At 70.2% G+C, this 18,515-nt stretch carries 14 protein-coding genes; 9 read left to right on the top strand and 5 right to left on the bottom strand.

The genetic code is table 11. The features are described from left to right. The first annotated feature begins 56 nt into the window (after positions 1 to 56). Both AB0H93_RS24600 and AB0H93_RS24595 read left to right on the top strand, forming a co-directional pair. On the top strand, positions 57 to 539 hold the full coding sequence (locus AB0H93_RS24600) for a VOC family protein (RefSeq protein WP_358575471.1): 483 nt from the start codon (positions 57 to 59) through the stop codon (positions 537 to 539). 78 nt (positions 540 to 617) lie between these two features. Continuing rightward, a complete protein-coding gene (locus tag AB0H93_RS24595) occupies positions 618 to 4,505 on the top strand; it encodes a tetratricopeptide repeat protein (RefSeq protein ID WP_358575470.1) in 3,888 nt (1,295 codons plus the stop codon). On the opposite strand, the gene AB0H93_RS24590 is transcribed toward AB0H93_RS24595, so the two are convergent. Continuing rightward, the gene (locus AB0H93_RS24590) at positions 4,506 to 5,918 is read right to left on the bottom strand and encodes a lipase maturation factor family protein (RefSeq protein ID WP_358575469.1); all 1,413 of its coding nucleotides are present in this window, start codon (positions 5,916 to 5,918) and stop codon (positions 4,506 to 4,508) included. Between the two features lie 64 nt (positions 5,919 to 5,982). Here AB0H93_RS24590 and AB0H93_RS24585 point away from each other — a divergent pair, with 64 nt between their 5' ends. After that, positions 5,983 to 6,807, top strand: a complete 825-nt coding sequence (locus tag AB0H93_RS24585) for a putative RNA methyltransferase (RefSeq protein WP_358575467.1) — start codon at positions 5,983 to 5,985, stop codon at positions 6,805 to 6,807. Between the two features lie 68 nt (positions 6,808 to 6,875). Here AB0H93_RS24585 and AB0H93_RS24580 read toward each other — a convergent pair whose 3' ends face one another. Next, positions 6,876 to 8,345, bottom strand: a complete 1,470-nt coding sequence (locus AB0H93_RS24580; protein ID WP_358575466.1) for an aldehyde dehydrogenase (NADP(+)) — start codon at positions 8,343 to 8,345, stop codon at positions 6,876 to 6,878. A 303-nt stretch (positions 8,346 to 8,648) separates the two neighbouring features. Between AB0H93_RS24580 and AB0H93_RS24575 the strand changes: the two genes are divergently transcribed. Then, complete coding sequence (locus tag AB0H93_RS24575; RefSeq protein ID WP_358575465.1) at positions 8,649 to 8,945, top strand: hypothetical protein; 297 nt, start codon at positions 8,649 to 8,651, stop codon at positions 8,943 to 8,945. 248 nt (positions 8,946 to 9,193) lie between these two features. Here AB0H93_RS24575 and AB0H93_RS24570 read toward each other — a convergent pair whose 3' ends face one another. Further along, positions 9,194 to 10,543 (bottom strand): FAD-dependent oxidoreductase, encoded by a 1,350-nt coding sequence (locus AB0H93_RS24570; RefSeq protein ID WP_358575463.1) that lies wholly within the window; start codon positions 10,541 to 10,543, stop codon positions 9,194 to 9,196. 342 nt (positions 10,544 to 10,885) lie between these two features. On the opposite strand from AB0H93_RS24570, the gene AB0H93_RS24565 reads away from it, so the two are divergent. The 4 genes from AB0H93_RS24565 (at position 10,886) to AB0H93_RS24550 (ending at position 16,667) form a co-directional block, all read left to right on the top strand. Then, positions 10,886 to 11,692 carry an SAM-dependent methyltransferase gene (locus AB0H93_RS24565; RefSeq protein WP_358575461.1) on the top strand — a complete coding sequence of 269 codons (807 nt, stop codon included), beginning with the start codon at positions 10,886 to 10,888 and terminating at the stop codon, positions 11,690 to 11,692. 5 nt (positions 11,693 to 11,697) lie between these two features. Beyond that, the gene (locus tag AB0H93_RS24560; RefSeq protein ID WP_358575460.1) at positions 11,698 to 13,812 is read left to right on the top strand and encodes an EAL domain-containing protein; all 2,115 of its coding nucleotides are present in this window, start codon (positions 11,698 to 11,700) and stop codon (positions 13,810 to 13,812) included. 267 nt (positions 13,813 to 14,079) lie between these two features. Then, a complete protein-coding gene (gene thrS / locus AB0H93_RS24555; protein WP_358575617.1) occupies positions 14,080 to 16,095 on the top strand; it encodes a threonine--tRNA ligase in 2,016 nt (671 codons plus the stop codon). Further along, the gene (locus AB0H93_RS24550; protein ID WP_358575458.1) at positions 16,092 to 16,667 is read left to right on the top strand and encodes an HIT domain-containing protein; all 576 of its coding nucleotides are present in this window, start codon (positions 16,092 to 16,094) and stop codon (positions 16,665 to 16,667) included. The genes thrS and AB0H93_RS24550 overlap by 4 nt, the downstream gene beginning before the upstream one ends. A gap of 89 nt (positions 16,668 to 16,756) precedes the next feature. Here the strand turns inward: AB0H93_RS24550 and AB0H93_RS24545 are convergent, their stop codons facing one another. Next, a complete protein-coding gene (locus AB0H93_RS24545; protein ID WP_358575457.1) occupies positions 16,757 to 17,284 on the bottom strand; it encodes a YceI family protein in 528 nt (175 codons plus the stop codon). A 184-nt stretch (positions 17,285 to 17,468) separates the two neighbouring features. Here AB0H93_RS24545 and pgsA point away from each other — a divergent pair, with 184 nt between their 5' ends. Next, complete coding sequence (gene pgsA / locus AB0H93_RS24540; protein WP_358575455.1) at positions 17,469 to 18,074, top strand: phosphatidylinositol phosphate synthase; 606 nt, start codon at positions 17,469 to 17,471, stop codon at positions 18,072 to 18,074. Between the two features lie 45 nt (positions 18,075 to 18,119). Here pgsA and AB0H93_RS24535 read toward each other — a convergent pair. Next, positions 18,120 to 18,515, bottom strand: a 396-nt coding sequence (locus tag AB0H93_RS24535) for a transposase family protein (RefSeq protein WP_358575454.1), incomplete at its 5' end; no start/stop codon positions are given.

Raw genomic sequence — 18,515 nt, 5'->3', positions numbered from 1 at the left:
GGTCGCCGGTCTACCCGTCTGCAGCCAGCATGGTGGCGACGGGACGGGAGACGGGCATGTACGAGATCAAGCAGAAGATCATCACCAACCTCTGGTTCGACACCCAGGCGGAGGAAGCCGCGCAGCACTACGCCGGCATCTTCGACGACTCGCGCATCGTGCACGTCCAGCGCTACGGCGACGCGGGGCCGGGCGAGCCGGGAACGGTCATGACCGTGCTGTTCGAGCTGGCCGGGCAGCAGTTCGTGGGCATCAACGGCGGTCCGGAGTTCAAGTTCACCGAGGCGATCTCGCTGGAGGTCCTGTGCGACTCGCAGGACGAGGTGGACCGGCTGTGGCAGCGGCTCGGCGAGGGCGGCGAGCCCGGCCCCTGCGGCTGGCTGAAGGACAAGTACGGCCTGTCCTGGCAGATCGTCCCGCGCCGCCTGTACGAACTGATCACCGACCAGGACGAGGCCAAGGCGCAGCGCACGATGAAGGCGATGCTGAGCATGGGCAAGCTCGACATCGCGGCCCTGGAAGCCGCCGCCGAGGGCTGACCCCGCCGATCCGCGCATTCCTCCCCCGGAAAGGTGTTCGCTGCTGGCAAACTGCCGGTGGCCGACACGAGGTGAGGGATGAGCGAGATTTCCGGGGAAGCGCGCGATCTCAGCGACATCGACCTGCTCCGGCGCCGCTGCGAGTTCGACGCGGCGCAGCAGGCCGCCGACGCGGCTCTCGCCTTGGCGGACAGCGCCGAACTGCGCATCCTGCGGGGCCGGGTGGCGCTGGACCGGATCGCCGTCGGAACCGCGTTGATCGAGTTCGAGCGGGCGGTCGAACTCGAGCCGGATTCCGAACGCGCGCACGCCTGGCGCGTCGCCGCGTTGGCACGCGACTACCGCTACGACGAGGCGCTGGAATTCGCCGAATCCGGGATCGAGCGCTTCCCGGACGGCGTGGTCGTCCGCGTGGCGCTCGGGCGCCTGCTCCTCGGGATGGAGCGCCCGGATGACGCGATGCGGCACCTGGAGAAGGCACTCGCGATCGCCCCGGATGACGTCAACGCCATCGAATGGCGATGCCTGGCATTGCACGCGGCCGGCGAGCTCGACGCCGCCGTGGCGGCTATGCGCGAAGCGCTGCGACGGCTCCCCGACGAGGCGGATCTCCTGGATTCGCTGGCTTACCTGGAGATCGAGCAGCTCAGCTACGAGTCGGGGTTGCGCACCCTGGAGCGCGCGCTCGAAGCGGACCCGTGGCACGCGCTCGCGCACGAGCGCAAGATCTCGCTCCTGAGGCTGCTGACCAGGTTCGATGCGGCCGAACAAGCGGCCGCCGAAGCGCTGGGCCGGCTTCCGCGCTCGCCGGACCTGCTGATCGAGCACGCCCTGATCGCAAGCCGGCGAGGCCAGGACGAACTGGCCGTCGAGCGCATCGAGCGGGCCGTCGCGCTCGCCGCGGGCAACCCGCTCGTCGCGGACTGGCACGCGACGTTCCTCCGGGACGCGAAGCGGACCGAAGACGCCGAAACCGTGCTCGACGCGGCCCTGGCCGTGAACCCGGAATCGCCCCGGCTGCTCCTGGAACTCGCGTGGCTGCGCGCCTCCCAGGACCGGCACGACGAGGCGGTCGAGTTGGCGCGGACCGCGGTGCGGATCGATCCGTACCGGATGTACGCCCGCACCGTGGAGATCGGCGTGCTGCGCGGCGCGGGCCGGTCGGAGGATGCGGAGAAGGCGGCCCGGTCCGCACTGCGGCAGTTCCGCTCCGGCGAAGACATCCGGCTCGATTTGGTCAACGTGCTCAGCTCGCAGGGCCGGAACGAGGAGGCGTTGCAGGAGTGCCTCCGCTTCCTGGACGACTGCCCGTACGCCCTCGATCTGATCTTCGCCAGGTGCAACCTGCTCGACCGGCTGCGCCGCCACGAGGAAGAGCTGGCCGCGGCGCAGGACGCGCAGCGCCGGTTCCCGGACGTACCGGCACTGCGCTACCTGGTCGGCCGGATCCACCGGTCCCGGGCGGACTACGACACCGCACTCCAGTGGGTGGAGCGCACTCTCGACGTGGCGCCAGCCCATGTCGACGCACTGGAATCAAGGGCGTTGATCCTCCGCGTGACCAGGCGGTTCGACCAAGCCGAAGAGGCCGCCCGGGCGGGCTTGCGCAAGGTGCCGACCGCCCCCGAACTGCACGAGGAACTGTCCCTGGCCTTGTCCTGCCAGGGCCGGTACGACGACGCGGTCGCTGCGCTGGAGGACGGCCTCAAGGCATGCGGTGAGACGTGGTACCTGTGCGTGGCACTGATCGCGGAGCACACCCGGCAGGGTCGTCACGAGGAGGCCCTCCAGACAGCCGATCGCGCCTTGCGGCTGGATCCCGGGAACGTGTCGGCCCTGTTGGAGCGCTTCGACGCACTGGTGGAGCTGCGCCGGTTCGACGAGGTCGACGCCCTCGCGGCCCGGCTGGCCGCGGAGTTCGGCGAGGACGAGGACGTCATCCGGAAACTCGGTTGGCGGGAGTTGCTCCTCGGCCGTGTCGATGCGGCGATCGAGTTATTCCGCCGCAACCGTGGCGGCAACAGTCCGATGGTCGCCGTGCAGGACCAGGTCAAGGCGCTGCGCATCGCCGATCGTTACGACGAGGCCGCCGCGTTGCTGCGCGAGGAGTTGGCGCTGGATCCGGATTCCCGGTTCCTCCTGCTGGAACTGAGCCGGACGTTCCGCCAGGCCGGCCGGTTCGAGGACGCCCTCCAGCTGGCACGCCGGGCGCAGCGGGTGGAGCCGCACTCCCTGGTCGCGGTGTGGGACGAGATCATCGCCCTGCAGCGGATGCGCCTGGCCGCGGAGGCCGAAGCGGCCACGCTGGCCGCGATCGAGCGATTCCCCCACGACCTGGACTTTCCGCGGCTGCTGAGCGAGATCTACGCCGACACCAACCGTTCGGAGCAGGCGCTGTCCTGTTTGGACAAGATCCTGGCGGTCAGCCCGTACAGCTCGGACGTCGTCGTGCTGAAGGCCGGTGTGCTGCGCAAGCAGCGCAGGTATCGCGAAGCGGAGCGCGTCGTCCTCGGTTACCTGCGGCGATATCCCCGTGACCGGTCGTTGCTGGTCGAGCTGGGCTGGATCCAGCTCGCGCAACGGCGGTTCACCGAGGCGGAGAAGCATTTCTCCGGGCTGCTCGACGACGTGTTCAGGCCAGGCGAGCGGATCAACCCGCTCCTGGGCTTGGGCTGGGTGTCGTTGCACGGCAACGACGCCCAGAAGGCGCAACGGCATTTCCGGGCGGCGCTGGAGATCGACCCGCGCGACGACGAAATCAGGCTTTCGCTGGCCGCCGCCCTGCTGCGCGATGTGGGAACGGCACAGCACGACGAGGTGGAGCGGTTGTGCCTCGGTGTTCTGGAAGACGACCCGTGCGACGACGAGGCGCATGCGCTGCTGGGCGTGCTGAACTTCCGGCGCGGCAACCACGCCGCCGCCGAGCACCACCTGCGCACCGCCGTCGAACTCGTCCCCGGCGGTGGTCCCGTCGTCGACCTGGCCGCGCTGTACAGCCAGCTCGGGCGTTTCGACGAGGCGGAGAAGCTGCTGGACCAGGCCGTCGAGCGGGACTGGTACGACGTGCAGGCGCACGTCGAGCTGGGCAACGTCTACCTCCAGCGGGACGTCGACGGCGGAGAGCCGGGCGAGTGGGCCGGGCAGGCGGCGCAGCAGTTCCGCCAGGCGACGGTCCTGGCTCCGGGCAACGGGACGGCCGCGATCGGGCTGACCCGTTCGGTGGTGCGGTCCTCCGGCGACCTGGTGAGCGCGGAGGAGCCGCTGCGCTACGCGCTCGACCGGTCGGACTGCGACCTGCCGAAATGGCGCCTGCAGGTCGAGCTGGCCCGGCTGCTGGTTCAGCGCGGCGACGCGACCGGCAGCGAGGACCTCTACCTGGAGGCGCTGGCCGTCGCCCGGGAGGCGATCGGTTCGGCCTCGGACCAGGCCGAACCGTACTTCGTGGCGGGTGTTGCGGCGTACAAGATCGGGGAGAGCGGCGACGTGCAGCTCTCGTCGCTGCACTTCCGCCGGGCGATGCGCTACTTGCGCCGGGTGGAGAAGTTCGACAGCCGGAACTCCGAGGCGCACCGGGTCCGGGTGCTCGCGCAGCAGCGGATCCAGCGTGCCCGCTCCAGCCTGGTCGGCAGCACCGCGCTGATCACTGTGTCGCTGGTGATGCTGGCCATGCTCTGGAGCGCGTTCTTCCTGCGGTACCAGGTGCCGACCGTGCTGCTCGGCACCTTGACGCCGGTGCTCGTCGCGATGGTGGCGATCGGTTTCCTGCTGCCGCTGCTGGTCCGGCTGAAGCTGCCCGGCGGCCTGGAGGCCGATCTTTCCGCGAGCCTGCACCAGGTCTCCTCCGGCCCGACCGGCGAGGTCACCCTCGGCTCCGGGCGTTACGGGAGCCGGCCCAACGAGCAGGCGCGGTCCCGCCCGGCATCGCTGAGCGAAGGCCCGCGCGGCGAGCTCTCCGGCCGCAGCTGACTACTCCAGGTCCTCCAGGGTCAGGGGCGGGACGAAGTCGCCGATGCGGCTGCGGATCCAGAACGCGCCCGTTTCGCGGCGCTCGGCGCGGGTCGCGAAGCGGTAGCGGTAGAACTGCGCCCGGACCAGCCGCGGCGGCGACTCCGGGAACGGGTTGTGCCGCAGCAGCCGAAGCACGTGCTCTTCGTTGCGCAGCAGCGCTTTCACCAGGTTCGGCAGCCAGGACCGGCCGTAGCTGGGGGAGATCGCGAGGAACCACATCAGCCAGTCCAGGCGGAGGTGGTACGGCGCCACCTGCGGCGGCCGCCGGTGCGGGTCGCCGGGCTTGCCCTTGAACTCGTACGCCAGCCACTCGCCGTCCGCGTCGGCCGCGCCCTCGATGATCACCTCGTAGCGGGTGCGCGTGACGCTGCCGAAGGCTCCGTAGGTGTTGCCCAGGTGCAGCCTGTTGAAGCTGCGGTTCATCACCTGCCGCCGCCCCAGCATGTTCCGCACCGGCCAGTAGCTGAGCACCACGAACACCACCGCCACGACGAGCACCGCGGCCACGAACCACGGCGGCGGCGCGGCCAGCGGCGGCGGTTCCGGCGTCACCCAGCGCAGCAGCCACGAGCCCATCGCGGAGAAGGCCAGCGTGATGGTCACCCAGTTCAGCCATGCGAAGTTGCCGCTGAGCATCAGCCAGCCCTGCGTGACCACGACGACCAGCGCGGCCACCGTGGCGGCCGGCTGCGGCGCGAACAGCACGAACGGCACCACCAGCTGCGTGCCGTGGTTGGCCGCGACCTCGACCTTGTGCAGCGGGCGCGGCAGCCAGTGGAACCAGCGGCTGAGCGGGCCGGGCATCGGCTGCGTCTCGTGGTGGTAGTACAGCGCGGTGAAGTCGCGCCAGCAGGAGTCGCCGCGCAGCTTGATCAGCCCGGCGCCGAACTCCACGCGGAACAGCAGCCAGGTGAGCAGCCACAGCACCGGCGCGGGCGGCGCGAGGGAACCGGGCCCGAGGAAGATCGCCAGGAATCCGGCCTCCAGCAGCAGCGATTCCCAGCCGAAAGAGTACCAGACCTGCCCGACGTTGACGATCGACAGGTAAAGCAGCCACAACACCAGCCACAGCACGATCCACACCCACAACGGCGCGAAGTCGACGACCAGCGCCAGCACGCTGCCGGCGATCCCGACCCAGCAGACGCCTGCGAAGAACCGGTCGGAGTAGTGCAGGTGGAACAGGCTCGGCGAGCCGCGGAACGGGACGCGCGCCGCGTACCGGGGGATCGGTGTGAGACCGCGTTCGCCCAGCAGGCCGCGGAACTGGCGCAGTGCGCAGGCGAAGGCCACCAGGTAGCCGACCGCGAGGAGGTGCTGCACCGCGAACCGCGCGGCCCAGTAATCGGGAGCCGAGAACCAGTCCCACATCCTCCCCACCATCCCTGCCGGTGGACGGCTCCTAGAATCTCGTACCGACGGTGTGGAGGCGAGCTTGCTGGACGACGTGGTGGCGGTGCTGGCCTGTCCGCACTGCGGTGCGGACCTGAACAGGGCCGGGAACAGCCTGCGCTGCGCGGCGAACCACGTGTTCGACATCGCGCGCCAGGGCTACGTGAGCCTGCTGCCGGGCGGCACGAAGGTCGTCGGTGACACGGCGGCGATGGTCGCGGCGCGAGCGGAGTTCCTCGAAGCGGGTCACTACGCCCCGATCGCCGACGCGGTGGCATCGGCGGTGGCCCCGCTCGACGGCTGCGTCGTGGACATCGGCGCCGGTACGGGCTACTACCTCGCCCGGGCCCTGGCGGATTCGGACCGCATCGGGGTCGCGCTGGACGTCTCCAAGTACGCCTGCCGCCGTGCGGCGAAGGCCCACCCGCGCATGGGTGCTGCGGTGGCCGACGCATGGCAAACGCTGCCGCTGCGCAGCGGCGCGGCGTCGGCGGTGCTGAACGTCTTCGCGCCGCGCAACGCGGCGGAGATGCACCGCGTGCTGCGCCCCGGCGGCCGGCTGGTGGTGGTCGTCCCGAACCCGGGCCACCTCGGTGACCTGGTGTCGGCGCTCGGCCTGCTCAACGTGGACGAGCGCAAGCAGGAACGGCTCACCGAACAACTGGCCGACCACTTCGACCTGGTCGAGCAGGAGACGTGCGAGTTCAACCTGTCGCTGGCGCAGGAAGAGGCGGAGTCGGTGGTGGCGATGGGCCCCAGCGCCTGGCACGCCGACCCCGGAGACCTGCGGGCCCGTATCGCGGCCCTGCCGAAGCCCCTCACCCCGACGGCCTCGGTCACGGTCGCGGTGTACCGCCGTCGCGGTTGATCCGGAGGTGCCCTTCGCCCACCGTCGAACGCGGGATGGGCGAAGGGCATCCGCCTGATGCGGCCGTCCTACTTGGGTTCGTGGATGGTTTGGGGGATGTTCCAGGGGTTTTCGTCCCGGAGGGCTTCCGGGAGGAGGTTCTGCGGGACGTTCTGGTACGTCACCGGGCGCAGGAAGCGGTCGATCGACGCCGTTCCCACCGAGGTGAAGCGGGCGTCCGTCGTCGCCGGGTACGGGCCGCCGTGCTGCATCGCCGGCGACACCGCCACACCGGTCGGCCAGCCGTTGAACAGCACCCGGCCCGCGCGCTCGCGCAGGCGGCTCACCAGGGTCGCCGCGAACTCCGTGTCGTCCGGCTCGGAGTGCAGCGTCGCCGTGAGGTTGCCCTCGAACGCCTCGGCCGCGCGCCGCGCGTCGTCCTCCGAGGCATAGGTGACCACAATGGACAGCGGGCCGAAGACTTCCTCGAGCAGCGCCTCGCGATTCGCCAGGAGCGTCTCGACGTCGGTGGCCAGCAGCGTCGGCACCGCGCCGTCGTCCACGCTGCCTTCCGCCAGCACCCGCACGCCCGGCACCTCGGTGACGGCCGCCCGCCGCCCGCAGTAGCCCTCGTGCAGCCGCTCGTTGAGCAGCTTGTGCGCCGCGACGGCCTTCGACTCCGCCGCCAGCGTCTCGTCCAGGCCGTGGTCGGCGGGCAGGAACAGCAGGCCCGGCTTGGTGCACAGCTGCCCGGCGTTGCCCGAGTACGACGTCACGTAGCCCTTGGCGATCTCCTCGCCGCGGGCGCGCACCGCACCGGGCGTGGCGAACACCGGGTTCAGGCTGCCGAGCTCGCCGAAGAACGGGATCGGCGTCGGCCGCGAGTTGGCGATGTCGAACAGCGCGCGACCCGCCGGGACCGAGCCGGTGAACGCCGCGGCCTTGATCCGCGGGTCCTGCAGCGCCGCGGTGCCGACCTCGAAGCCCAGCACGACGGCGAACGCACCGTCCGGTGCCCCGGCGGAGCGCAAGGCATCGACGATGATCTCGCCGGTGCGCACGGACAACTGAGGGTGCCCGGGGTGGCCCTTGAGCACCACCGGGCAGCCCGCCGCGAGCGCCGACGCCGTGTCGCCGCCGGCGACGGAGAACGCGAACGGGAAGTTGCTCGCCGCGAACACCAGGACCGGGCCGACCGGCTGCAGGATCCGGCGCAGATCCGGCTTGGCACCCAACGGGAATCCGGCGTCCGCGCGGTCCAGGGTGGCCTGCAGGTAGCGGCCCTCGTCCAGGACCTCGGCGAACAGCCGCAGCTGGAACGTGGTGCGCTTGAGTTCCCCGGTCAACCGCCCCTCGGAGAGGTTGGACTCGGCCATCGCCAGCGGCACCAGCTCGCCGGCTGCGGCGTCGAGCGCGTCCGCGACGGCGCGGAGCTGCCGGGCGCGGGTAGCGGGCGGCTGCGCGCCGAAGGCATCGGCGGCGTCAGCGGCTCGCTGCAGGACGGTGTCGAGTTCGGCTCGGGTGGTGTCCGGGATCTCGGTCGCGGTCAACGTGCCCATCCTTTGCGCGTTGCGGGTGCGGTCCCCCACACCGTAATACGCCTGGCTAACGGCCCGCCGCACGCTGTTCGAAATCACGCACCGGGTGGAATGCGTGGGGGCACCCTTTGCCAAGCAACTTGGCTGTGCAACTTGGCAAAGGGTCCCCCTATCGCAGAACTACAACCCTGTGCGCTGTGTCTTTGCTGTTATCCCAAGTCCGTGCGCCGGTTCATTAACGAGCGTTTAGTGAATCGCTAGCGATGATCAATAGGATCCTGTGACATGTTCACACAAACGCCGTAGCGTAGGGAGGCTGCGATCATGGAGGTCAGCCCCGTTGATGAGCGGGACGTGACGATCGAGGATGACCACCCTGTTTTCCGGGTGTACATGTGGTCGCAGCCCTTTCCTGACGTCCACGTTCCTCCGGAACGGGCTGGGTGGTGGAACTACGCCTACGAGCTCAAAGAGTGCGACGTGCACCAAGCGATTGCGTGGGCGCAGGACAACCTTGCCGAAGGCGGCCGGTACACGTTGTACGTGTGTTATCGGCGGGAGGACGGCCGCCTGACGGCAGTCCGGATCGCAGGCACGGAGCCGACACGGATCGACTCGTAGCGTCCTGTCAGCCGGGAATCCGTTGCAGATCTGCGGAGCACGCTGGTGTTGGCCGAGGAGACCGTACGCCGATACGAGTTGTCATGAGCGCAGCGCACGGGCGAGCCCAGCCCAGGAACAGGCCCGGTGATGATCTTGTGTAGCGCTACAGGTAGCAGGCGCCCGATCAAGATCGCCTACACCGGTCCTGAACTGGGAGGGCACTTCTGGCCGACTTATCGGCCAGAAGTGCCCTTCACAGGAAAAGATCACTCGGCGCGGGAGATCCGCACCATCTCCTCGCGCGGCACGACCTTGACGCGCTCGCGGCCCTGGGCCTCGCCCAGCGCCTTCTCGTGCGCGTCCAGGCGGCCCCAGCCCTCCCACGTCGTGTACTCCACGCCGCGCTCTTCGAGCAGCCGCAGGATGCTGTCGTTCGCCGGCTCCTCCGCCTGCGGCATCGTCGGCAGGTCGGCGAGCAGGTTGTTGATCGTCTCCAGCGCGTCGCCCTTGGTGTGGCCGATCAGGCCCACCGGTCCGCGCTTGATCCAGCCGGTCGCGTAGACGCCCGGGATGTGCTCGCCGTCCAGGTCCAGCACCCGGCCGCCGGCGTTGGGCACCGTGCCGGTGCCGTGGTCGAACGGGATGTCCGCCAGCGGCGAGCTCAGGTAGCCGACCGCGCGGTAGACCTGCTGCACCGGGTAGGTCTCGTACTCGCCGGTGCCGCGCACGTTGCCGTCACCGGTGAGCTCCATGACCTCGACCTTGAAGCCCTCGACCCGGTCGGTGCCCTGCACCTCGACCGGCGACCGCAGGAAGTGCAGGTGCAGCCGCCGCGCGGTGTCGTGCTTCGGGTCCCGCAGCGCCCAGTCCTGCAGCGTCTTGACGATCGTCTTCACCTGGTTGTTGGTGCGGATCGCCTCCTCGCTGGCCTCGTCGAGCTCGAAGCCCTCGGGGTGCACGATGATCTCCACGTCGGCCTGGTGGTCGAGCTCGCGCAGTTCCAGCGGGGTGAACTTCGCCTGCGCCGGGCCGCGGCGGGCGAACAGGTGCACGTCGGTGACCCGGGAGTCCTTCAGGCCCGCGTGCACGTTCTCCGGGATCTCGGTGCTCAGCAGGTCGTCGGCCTGCTTCGCCAGCACCCGGGCCACGTCCAGCGCCACGTTGCCGGCACCGATCACGGCGACCTTCTCGCCGTCCAGCGTCCAGTCGCGCGGGGCCTCCGGGTAGCCGTCGTACCAGTAGACGAAGTCGGCGGCGCCATAGCTGTGCGGCAGGTCGATGCCCGGGATGCCCAGCTCCCGGTCCTTGTCCGCGCCGGTGGCGAAGATGATCGCGTCGTAGTGGTGGCGCAGGTCGTCCAGCTTGACGTCCACGCCGTAGTCGACGTGCCCGACGAACCGGATCTCGGGCTTCTCCAGCACCCGGTGCAGGGCGCTGACGATGCCCTTGATGCGCGGGTGGTCGGGGGCCACGCCGTAGCGGATCAGGCCGTAGGGCGCGGGCATCCGGTCCAGCAGGTCGATCTCGACCGGCGTCTCGGACTTGGTCAGGATGTCGGCGGCGTACACGCCGGCCGGCCCGGCCCCGACGATCGCTACCCGCAGTGGGCGAGTCATTCAATCTCCTCCTACGCCCGCTCCGGGCCGAACGGGGGTCGGCCGGATGGCGGCGCTTGCTTGCTGGCCCACGACTGGGCCCGGTGGCCGTCCACCAAGACCCCACCAGCTTAGGTATCCCTTACCCCGGATCCCGCGATGCGGACGGTGACAATGGTCATACCGGTTCCGCGGGCCTGGAGGCGGCGACGCTGAGTACGTGACTAGACGCCCTGGGTGACAGTAAGATCGCCGCTTGATCAACGCTCCGGTCGCGGCGACGTCGAGCTCGAACGTTCCAGATGATCCTGATCACGGCCGTGCTTCGGGGCGCCGGAAGACCGAGCCCTGGAGGTCCCGCGGATGCAGCGGCCGGACTGGATACCCGAAGGCGTCGACCTGGAGAAGCCCAGCGCCGCGAGGTGCTACGACTTCTACTTGGGTGGGGCGCACAACTTCGCCGTCGACCGCGAGCTCGGCCGCAAGGTGATGGAGGTCGTGCCCAACGTGCAGGAGGTCGCGGTGAACAACCGCGCGTTCCTGCGCCGCGCGGTCCGGTACTGCCTGGACCAGGGCGTGCGGCAGTTCCTGGACATCGGCTCCGGCATCCCCACCGCGGGCAACGTGCACGAGATCGCCCAGGCCGTCGACCCGGGCACCCGCGTGGTCTACGTCGACAACGAGCCGGTCGCCGTCGCGCACAGCCGGTCGATCCTCGGCGACAACAAGAACGCCACGATCGTCCAAGCCGATCTGGTCGACGTCGAGGACGTCCTGGACGCGCCGGAGACCCAGCGGCTGCTCGACTTCTCCCAGCCCATCGCGGTCATGATGGTCGCGCTCGTGCACTTCGTCCCGGACGGCAGCAAGCCCCGGGAGGTCATCCGCCACTACTACGACCGGTTGCCGGCCGGCAGCTACCTCGGCTTCTCCCACGTCACCGGCGACCACTACCCGGAAGGCGTCCAGGGACTGGTCGAGCTGTACAAGAGCAGCACCAACCCCGTCACCCTGCGCACCCGCGACGAGGTGGCCGGGATGCTCGACGACTTCGAGATCGTCGAGCCGGGCGTGGTCTACGTGCCCGACTGGCGCCCCGACACCGAGGACGACGTGTGGGAGAACCCGGAGCGGTCGATCGTCTACGGCGCCGTGGGGCGCAAGGTGTGACCCGGATGCCAGGTATGGGGGGACCGGCGGACGGGCAGCCGCGTGCGGACGAGGTGGTCCGGCAGTGGGCCGGCCAGATCATCAACACCAGCTACGTCCCGATGGGCCGCCGCGATCTCGAAGCCTTCCTGGGCAAGTGCTTCGAGGAACTGCTGGGCGAGCTCGACGGCGGCGGGGTGGAGGCCGCGCGCGACGTCGGCGAGCGGCTCGTCGGCGCGCACCTCACCAACTCGACGGCCCTGGCGCGCACGCTGCGGCACCTCGCCGCGGAGCTCCCGCAGTTCCGCGAGGCCGAGCCGGCGAGGCTGACCGCGGTGCTCGGCGAGCTGGCCGCCGGGTACGCCGGCGCGCTGCGGGAGCAGACGCTGTGCGAGCAGGAGGTGATCCAGAGCGCCGTCTCCGATGCCCGCGACGCGGCGGAGGAGGCGCTGCGCGCCAGCGAGGCGCGCTCGCGGGCGGTGTTCACGGCGTCGGCGCTGGGCATCGCGATCGTCACGCTGGACGGGGTGATCGAGGAGACCAACCCGGCGCTGACGCGGATCTTCCGGCGGCCGGCGGGTGAGCTCGTCGGCGGCACGGTGTACGAGCTGGCCGACGAGGGCTGGCTGATCAAGCTCGCCGACACCGTCGCCGTGCTGGCCGCGGGCGACACCGACCAGGACTTCCTGGACATCCGCTTCACCGAGCCCAACGGCTCGCACGTGTGGACCCAGCTGTCCGGGTCGCTGGTCCGCGACGCCCGCGGCGAACCGGACTACCTCGTGCTGCTCTACGAGGACATCACCGACCGGCACATGCTCCAGGAGCACTTCCGCCAGCAGGCCGTCCGGGACCCGCTAACCGGCCTGGGCAACCGGACCAAGCTGGAGTCGAGCCTGGCCGCCGCGCTGGAACCGAACCGCCCGGGCCGCCGGGTCGGGCTGTGCTACTTCGACCTCGACGGGTTCAAGGCGGTCAACGACAGCCTCGGCCACCCGATCGGCGACCGGCTGCTGCGGCAGGTCGCGCAGCGCCTCGAAGCGCTGGCCGCGGAGGCCGGTGCCGAACCGGCGCGGATGGGCGGCGACGAGTTCGTCGTGCTGGTGCCCGACTCGTCCGGCGCCGGGCCGGTGATCGACCTGGTGGAACGCCTGCTGCGGGAGATCACCCGGCCGGTGCTGATCGGCGCGCACGAGCTCCGCGCTTCGGCCAGCGTCGGCGTCGTGGAGCGCGAGGTGGCCGGCACCGACGCCGAGGCGCTGCTGCGGGACGCCGACATCACCCTCTACCGGGCCAAGAGCGACGGCCGCGCGCAGTGGGTGCTGTTCGACCCCGAGCGCAACGCCGAGGCGCGCGACCGGTTCAGGCTCTCGGCGGAACTGCCCGCGGCCGTGGACCAGAACGAGCTGTTCGTCGAGTACGAGCCGATCTCGGACCTGGCCACCGGCGCGCTGGCGGGCGCCGCCGCGGCCGTGCGCTGGGACCACGCGGAGTTCGGCGAGCTGGGCGACGAGCAGTTCCTCGGGCTGGCCGAGGAGACCGGGCTGATCGTCCGGCTCGGCAGCTGGGCGCTGGAGCAGGTGTGCGAGCACGCGGCGAGGTGGGTGCGGCAGCTCGGCGCGGACGCGCCGGTGCCCACGGTGAACCTGTCGCTGCGGCACTGCCGCGACCCCGAGCTCGTCGCCGACGTGCAGGAAATCCTGCGGCGCACCGGGCTGCCGCCGGGCGCGCTGGCGCTGGGGCTGCCGGAGTCGGCCCTGTTCGACCACCAGGACGACCCGGTCGACACCCTGGAGATCTTCGCCGACATGGGCATCGAGCTGGTGGTCTACGAGTTCGGCGACGACTACGCGCGGCTGGGCCGGCTGCGCGGCCTGCCGCTGGCCGGGGTGCGCATCGACGGGCCGCACCTGGCGAGCCTGGCCGATCCGGACGGCCCGGACCCGCTGGACCGGCACCTGGTCCTCGCCGCGGTCGGCGGCGCACAGCTGCTGGGGCTGCCGGCGCTCGCCACCGGCGTGCGCACCGAGCTGCAGGCCGACCGGCTGCGCGAGCTCGGCGTCAGCAAGGTCCAGGGCCCCTACGCCGGGGACCGCGCCTCGGCCCTGGAGATCGAGCAGTTCGTCGCGGCGAGGAGCTGAACGTCGCGGGCAGCCTGCTCGGCGCTCCGTTCCCTCTTCCGCCACGCGCGCAACTCGCACCGCCGCGGGTTCTCAGAAGTCGTCTGCGCGGGCAGACGTGTGCCGGGGATCCCACCGCTACCTGCGCCGCTGCGGGGAGCGGCCGAAAACGGGTCGCGACTGGCCGATAGCATCGGTATCCGAAGAGTATCCGCGCCGGTCCGCGGCCGGCCCAGCCTAGGAGTGATCGTGTCCGTACAGCCTTCCCAAGCTCAACAAGCTCTCCGGGTGAAGGTTCCGGCGGGCACTACTGCGGGCGCGGCGGTCGCCGAGGCAGGGCTGCCGTCGAAGGGGCCGGACGCGATCGTGGTGGTCCGCGACGCCGAGGGCGACCTGCGCGACCTCGCGTGGGCGCCGGATGCCGACGTCGAGGTGGAGGCGGTCGCCGCCGACACCGAGGACGGTCGCAGCGTCATCCGGCACTCCGCGGCGCACGTGCTGGCCCAGGCGGTGCAGAACCTCTTCCCCGACGCGAAGCTGGGCATCGGCCCGCCGGTCCGGGACGGCTTCTACTACGACTTCGACGTCGACCGCCCGTTCACCCCGGAAGACCTGCAGGCGCTGGAGAAGCGCATGAAGCAGATCATCAAGTCCGGGCAGAAGTTCTCCCGCCGCCGCCTGGAGTCGGTCGAGGCCGCCAAGGACGAGCTGGCGAACGAGCCGTACAAGCTGGAGCTGGTGGACATCAAGTCCGATGTGGACACCAGCGAGGTGATGGAGGTCGGCGGCGGCGAGCTGACCGTCTACGACAACATCGACCGGCACGGCGAGGTCGTCTGGGGCGACCTGTGCCGCGGGCCGCACGTGCCGCACACCCGGTTCATCCCGGCGTTCAAGCTGATGCGGGTGGCTGCCGCGTACTGGCGGGGCGACCAGAACAACCAGCAGCTGCAGCGGATCTACGGCACCGCCTGGGAGTCCAAGGAGAAGCTCGACGAGCACCTGGAGTGGCTGGCCGAGGCCGAGCGCCGCGACCACCGGCGGCTCGGCGCGGAGCTGGACCTGTTCTCCTTCCCGGACGAGATCGGCTCCGGGCTGCCGGTGTTCCACCCCAAGGGCGGCATCATCCGGCGCGAGCTGGAGGACTACTCGCGGAAGCGCCACGAGCAGGCCGACTACGAGTTCGTCTACAGCCCGCACATCACCAAGGACACGCTGTTCAAGACCTCCCGGCACCTGGAGTGGTACCGGGACGGCATGTTCCCGGCGATGCACCTCGACGAGGAGCGGGACGCCGACGGCGAGCTGCGCAAGCCCGGCGTCGACTACTACCTCAAGCCGATGAACTGCCCGTTCCACAACCTGATCTACCGCTCGCGCGGGCGTTCCTACCGGGAGCTGCCGCTGCGGCTGTTCGAGTTCGGCTCGGTCTACCGGTACGAGAAGTCCGGCGTGGTGCACGGGCTGACCCGGGTGCGCGGCATGACGCAGGACGACGCGCACATCTACTGCACCCCGGACCAGCTGCAGGACGAGCTGAAGTCGCTGCTGAACTTCGTGCTGGACCTGCTGCGCGACTACGGCCTGGAGGACTTCTACCTCGAGCTGTCGACCCGCAACGAGGAGAAGTACGTCGGCAGCGACGAGAGCTGGGCGGTGGCCACCGAGGCGCTGCGCACGGCCGCTGAGGACTCCGGGCTGGAACTGGTGCCCGACCCGGGCGGCGCGGCCTTCTACGGCCCGAAGATCTCCGTGCAGACCAAGGACGCGCTGGGCCGCAGCTGGCAGATGTCGACCATCCAGGTCGACTACCACCTGCCGGAGCTGTTCAACCTGGAGTACACCGCGCCGGACGGCAGCAAGCAGCGGCCGGTCAAGATCCACCGGGCGCTGTTCGGCTCGATCGAGCGGTTCTTCGGGGTGCTGACCGAGCACTACGCGGGTGCCTTCCCGGCCTGGCTGGCGCCGCAGCAGGTGGTCGGCATCCCGATCGCCGACGAGCACGTCGAGCACCTGCAGCGGGTGGCGAAGACGTTGCGCGCCAAGGGAATCCGCATCGACGTCGACACCAGCGACGACCGCATGCAGAAGAAGATCCGCACCCACACCACGCAGAAGGTGCCGTTCCTGCTGCTGGCCGGCGGCAAGGACGTGGAGGCCGACGCGGTGTCGTTCCGGTTCCGCGACGGCAGCCAGATCAACGGCGTGCCGGTGGACGCCGCGGTGGCCGCGCTGGAGGACTGGATCGGGCGCCGCGAGAACGCCTCGCCGACCGCGGAGAACTTCCAGGCGGAGCGGGCGTGAGCGGAGTTCGCGGCCCGGAGGGCGTGGAGCTGACCGAGCAGTCGGGTGTCGGGGTGCCGGACGCGTTGCAGCGGCTGTGGACCCCGCACCGGATGGCCTACATCCAGGGCGAGAACAAGCCGGAAGGCGACGACAGCGACGGCTGCCCGTTCTGCCGGCTGCTCGACTCGGGGCGGCCGGACGACGAGACGCTGATCGTCGCGCGCGACGAGCTGGTCTTCGCGATCCTCAACCTGTACCCGTACAACCCGGGGCACCTGATGGTGCTGCCGTACCGGCACGTGGCCGACTACACCGAGCTCAGCGCGGCGGAGACGGTGGCGGTCGCGGAGTACACGCAGCGGGCGATGCGGGTGATCCGGCGGGTTTCCGCGCCGCACGGGTTCAACATCGGGCTCAACCAGGGGCCGGTGGCGGGGGCGGGCATCGCGGCGCACCTGCACCAGCACGTGGTGCCCCGCTGGGGCGGCGACTCGAACTTCATGCCGGTCATCGGCCACACGAAGGTGCTGCCGCAGCTGCTCGGCGAGACCCGCCAGCTGCTCGCCACCGCCTGGCCCGAAGTGGGCTGATCGGGTGGTCCGCAGTTTCAATTGAAACTGCTCCCGGACGGCGACGGGCCGAGGACGTGATCGTCCTCGGCCCGTCGTGCCGTCGTCGCTCAGCCGCGGAGCTTGGCCTCGATGTCGAGCGTGATGGTGATCTTCTCGCCGACCATCGCGCCGCCCGCCGGGCCGACGCCGAAGTCGGTGCGGTTGAGGACCACCTTGGCCGACAGGCCCAGCAGGCCGTCCTCGGTGAAGCCGCCCAGCTCGGTCTCCAGCGACACGGGCTTGGTGACGCCGTGCAGGGTGAACTCGCCGTCGATCACGAAGTCCTCGCCGTCCTGGCGGACGCCGGTGGAGCGGAAGGTCGCGGTGGGGAACTGCTCCACGTCGAGGAAGTCGGCGTTGCGCACGTGCGCGTCGCGGTCGGCGTTGCCGGTGTCGATCGACGTGGCGTCGATGGTGGCGGTGACGGTCGACTCCAGCGGGTCGGCCGCGGTGACGATCTCGCCCTGGAACGCGCCGAACCGGCCACGGGACTTGCCGACGCCCATGTGCCGCACGGTGAACTGGATGTCCGAGTGCACGGTGTCGATGTCCCAGGTGCCCGCGACGTAGCCGGGGATCTGCGCGGTTGCGGTCATGCTGCCTCCAGGGGAGAACGAAGTGGAAATCTCGCCCGTAGAACAATATTGAAAGTTCAATTATTCCGCCTGTGTTCGCAGTCACGGCACCCGGATGTTCTCGCACACCTGCCGTGCGATTGATCAGCTGCGGCTAATCTGCAGGAAACGACACTCGGTGCACAGGCGGCTGACACTTCACGCAATGCTCAACATCTTCGCGCGGGCTTCCATTTCGCGACTGACCGACCCGATCGGCGCGGGGTTGGTCCGCCTCGGGCTGTCGCCGAACGCGGTCACGGTGACCGGCACGGTCGCCAGCGCCGGGGCGGCGATGTGGTTCTTCCCGCGCGGCCAGCTGTTCGTGGGCACCGTGGTGGTCGCGGTGTTCCTGCTCTTCGACATCCTCGACGGCGCGATGGCGCGGGCCGGCGGCAAGGCGACGCGGTTCGGCGGCGTGCTGGACGCGAGCTGCGACCGGCTGGTCGACGGCGCGTTGTTCGGCGCGCTGGTGTGGTGGGCGCTGGTCGTCGACGTGAACCACCTGCGCGGCCTGGCGCTGCTGATCTGCCTGGTGAGCGCGCAGGTGATCTCCTACGTGAAGGCGCGCGCGGAGGCCAACGGCCTCAGCGCCGACGGCGGCCTCGCGGAGCGGGCCGAGCGGTTCCTCGTGGTCCTGGTCGGCACCGGCCTGCACGGCCTGGGCGTGCCGTACGTGCTGGACGTCGCGGTCTGGCTGCTGGTGGCCCTGTCGCTGGTCACGATCGCCCAACGGCTGATCGCGGTGCACACCTCCTACCGCGACCGCTGACGCGGCCCCGCCGTCGGCGTCCCCCGCAATTTCAATGAGGTGATCTCAGTGGATTCGGTTGTGTTCGTGGTGGGTGAGGGTGAGTGCGGCGCGGACGATCGCGGTGATTTTGCGTGGGCTGGCGGTGATGCGTTTGAGTGTGCGCCAGCGTTCGGTGAGGAGCGCAAAGCCGCGTTCTCCTTGGGCTCGTAGGCCTCTGAGCAGGGCGTTGTAGGTGCGGTTGTCGGCCTCGAGTGGGTGGCCTGTGAAGGATTTGTGGTGTTTGATCGGTGTGTGGATACCGATGCCGGCGCCCTGGAAACCGCCGTCGGCCAGCGTCGGTAGATCGAGTTGGGAAGCCGCCCAGTAGAGGGCGCCGAGAACGTGGTTTTCGGCGGTGGTGAGGTCGTGGACGCTGCCGGGCTCGACCGGTGAGGACCAGAGCGGGAAGCCGGTCGGGTC

The organism is Saccharopolyspora sp. NPDC050642 (assembly GCF_040654735.1).
GTDB classification, from domain to species: domain Bacteria; phylum Actinomycetota; class Actinomycetes; order Mycobacteriales; family Pseudonocardiaceae; genus Saccharopolyspora; species Saccharopolyspora elongata.
This window is presented reverse-complemented; position numbering and strand designations above follow the sequence as displayed.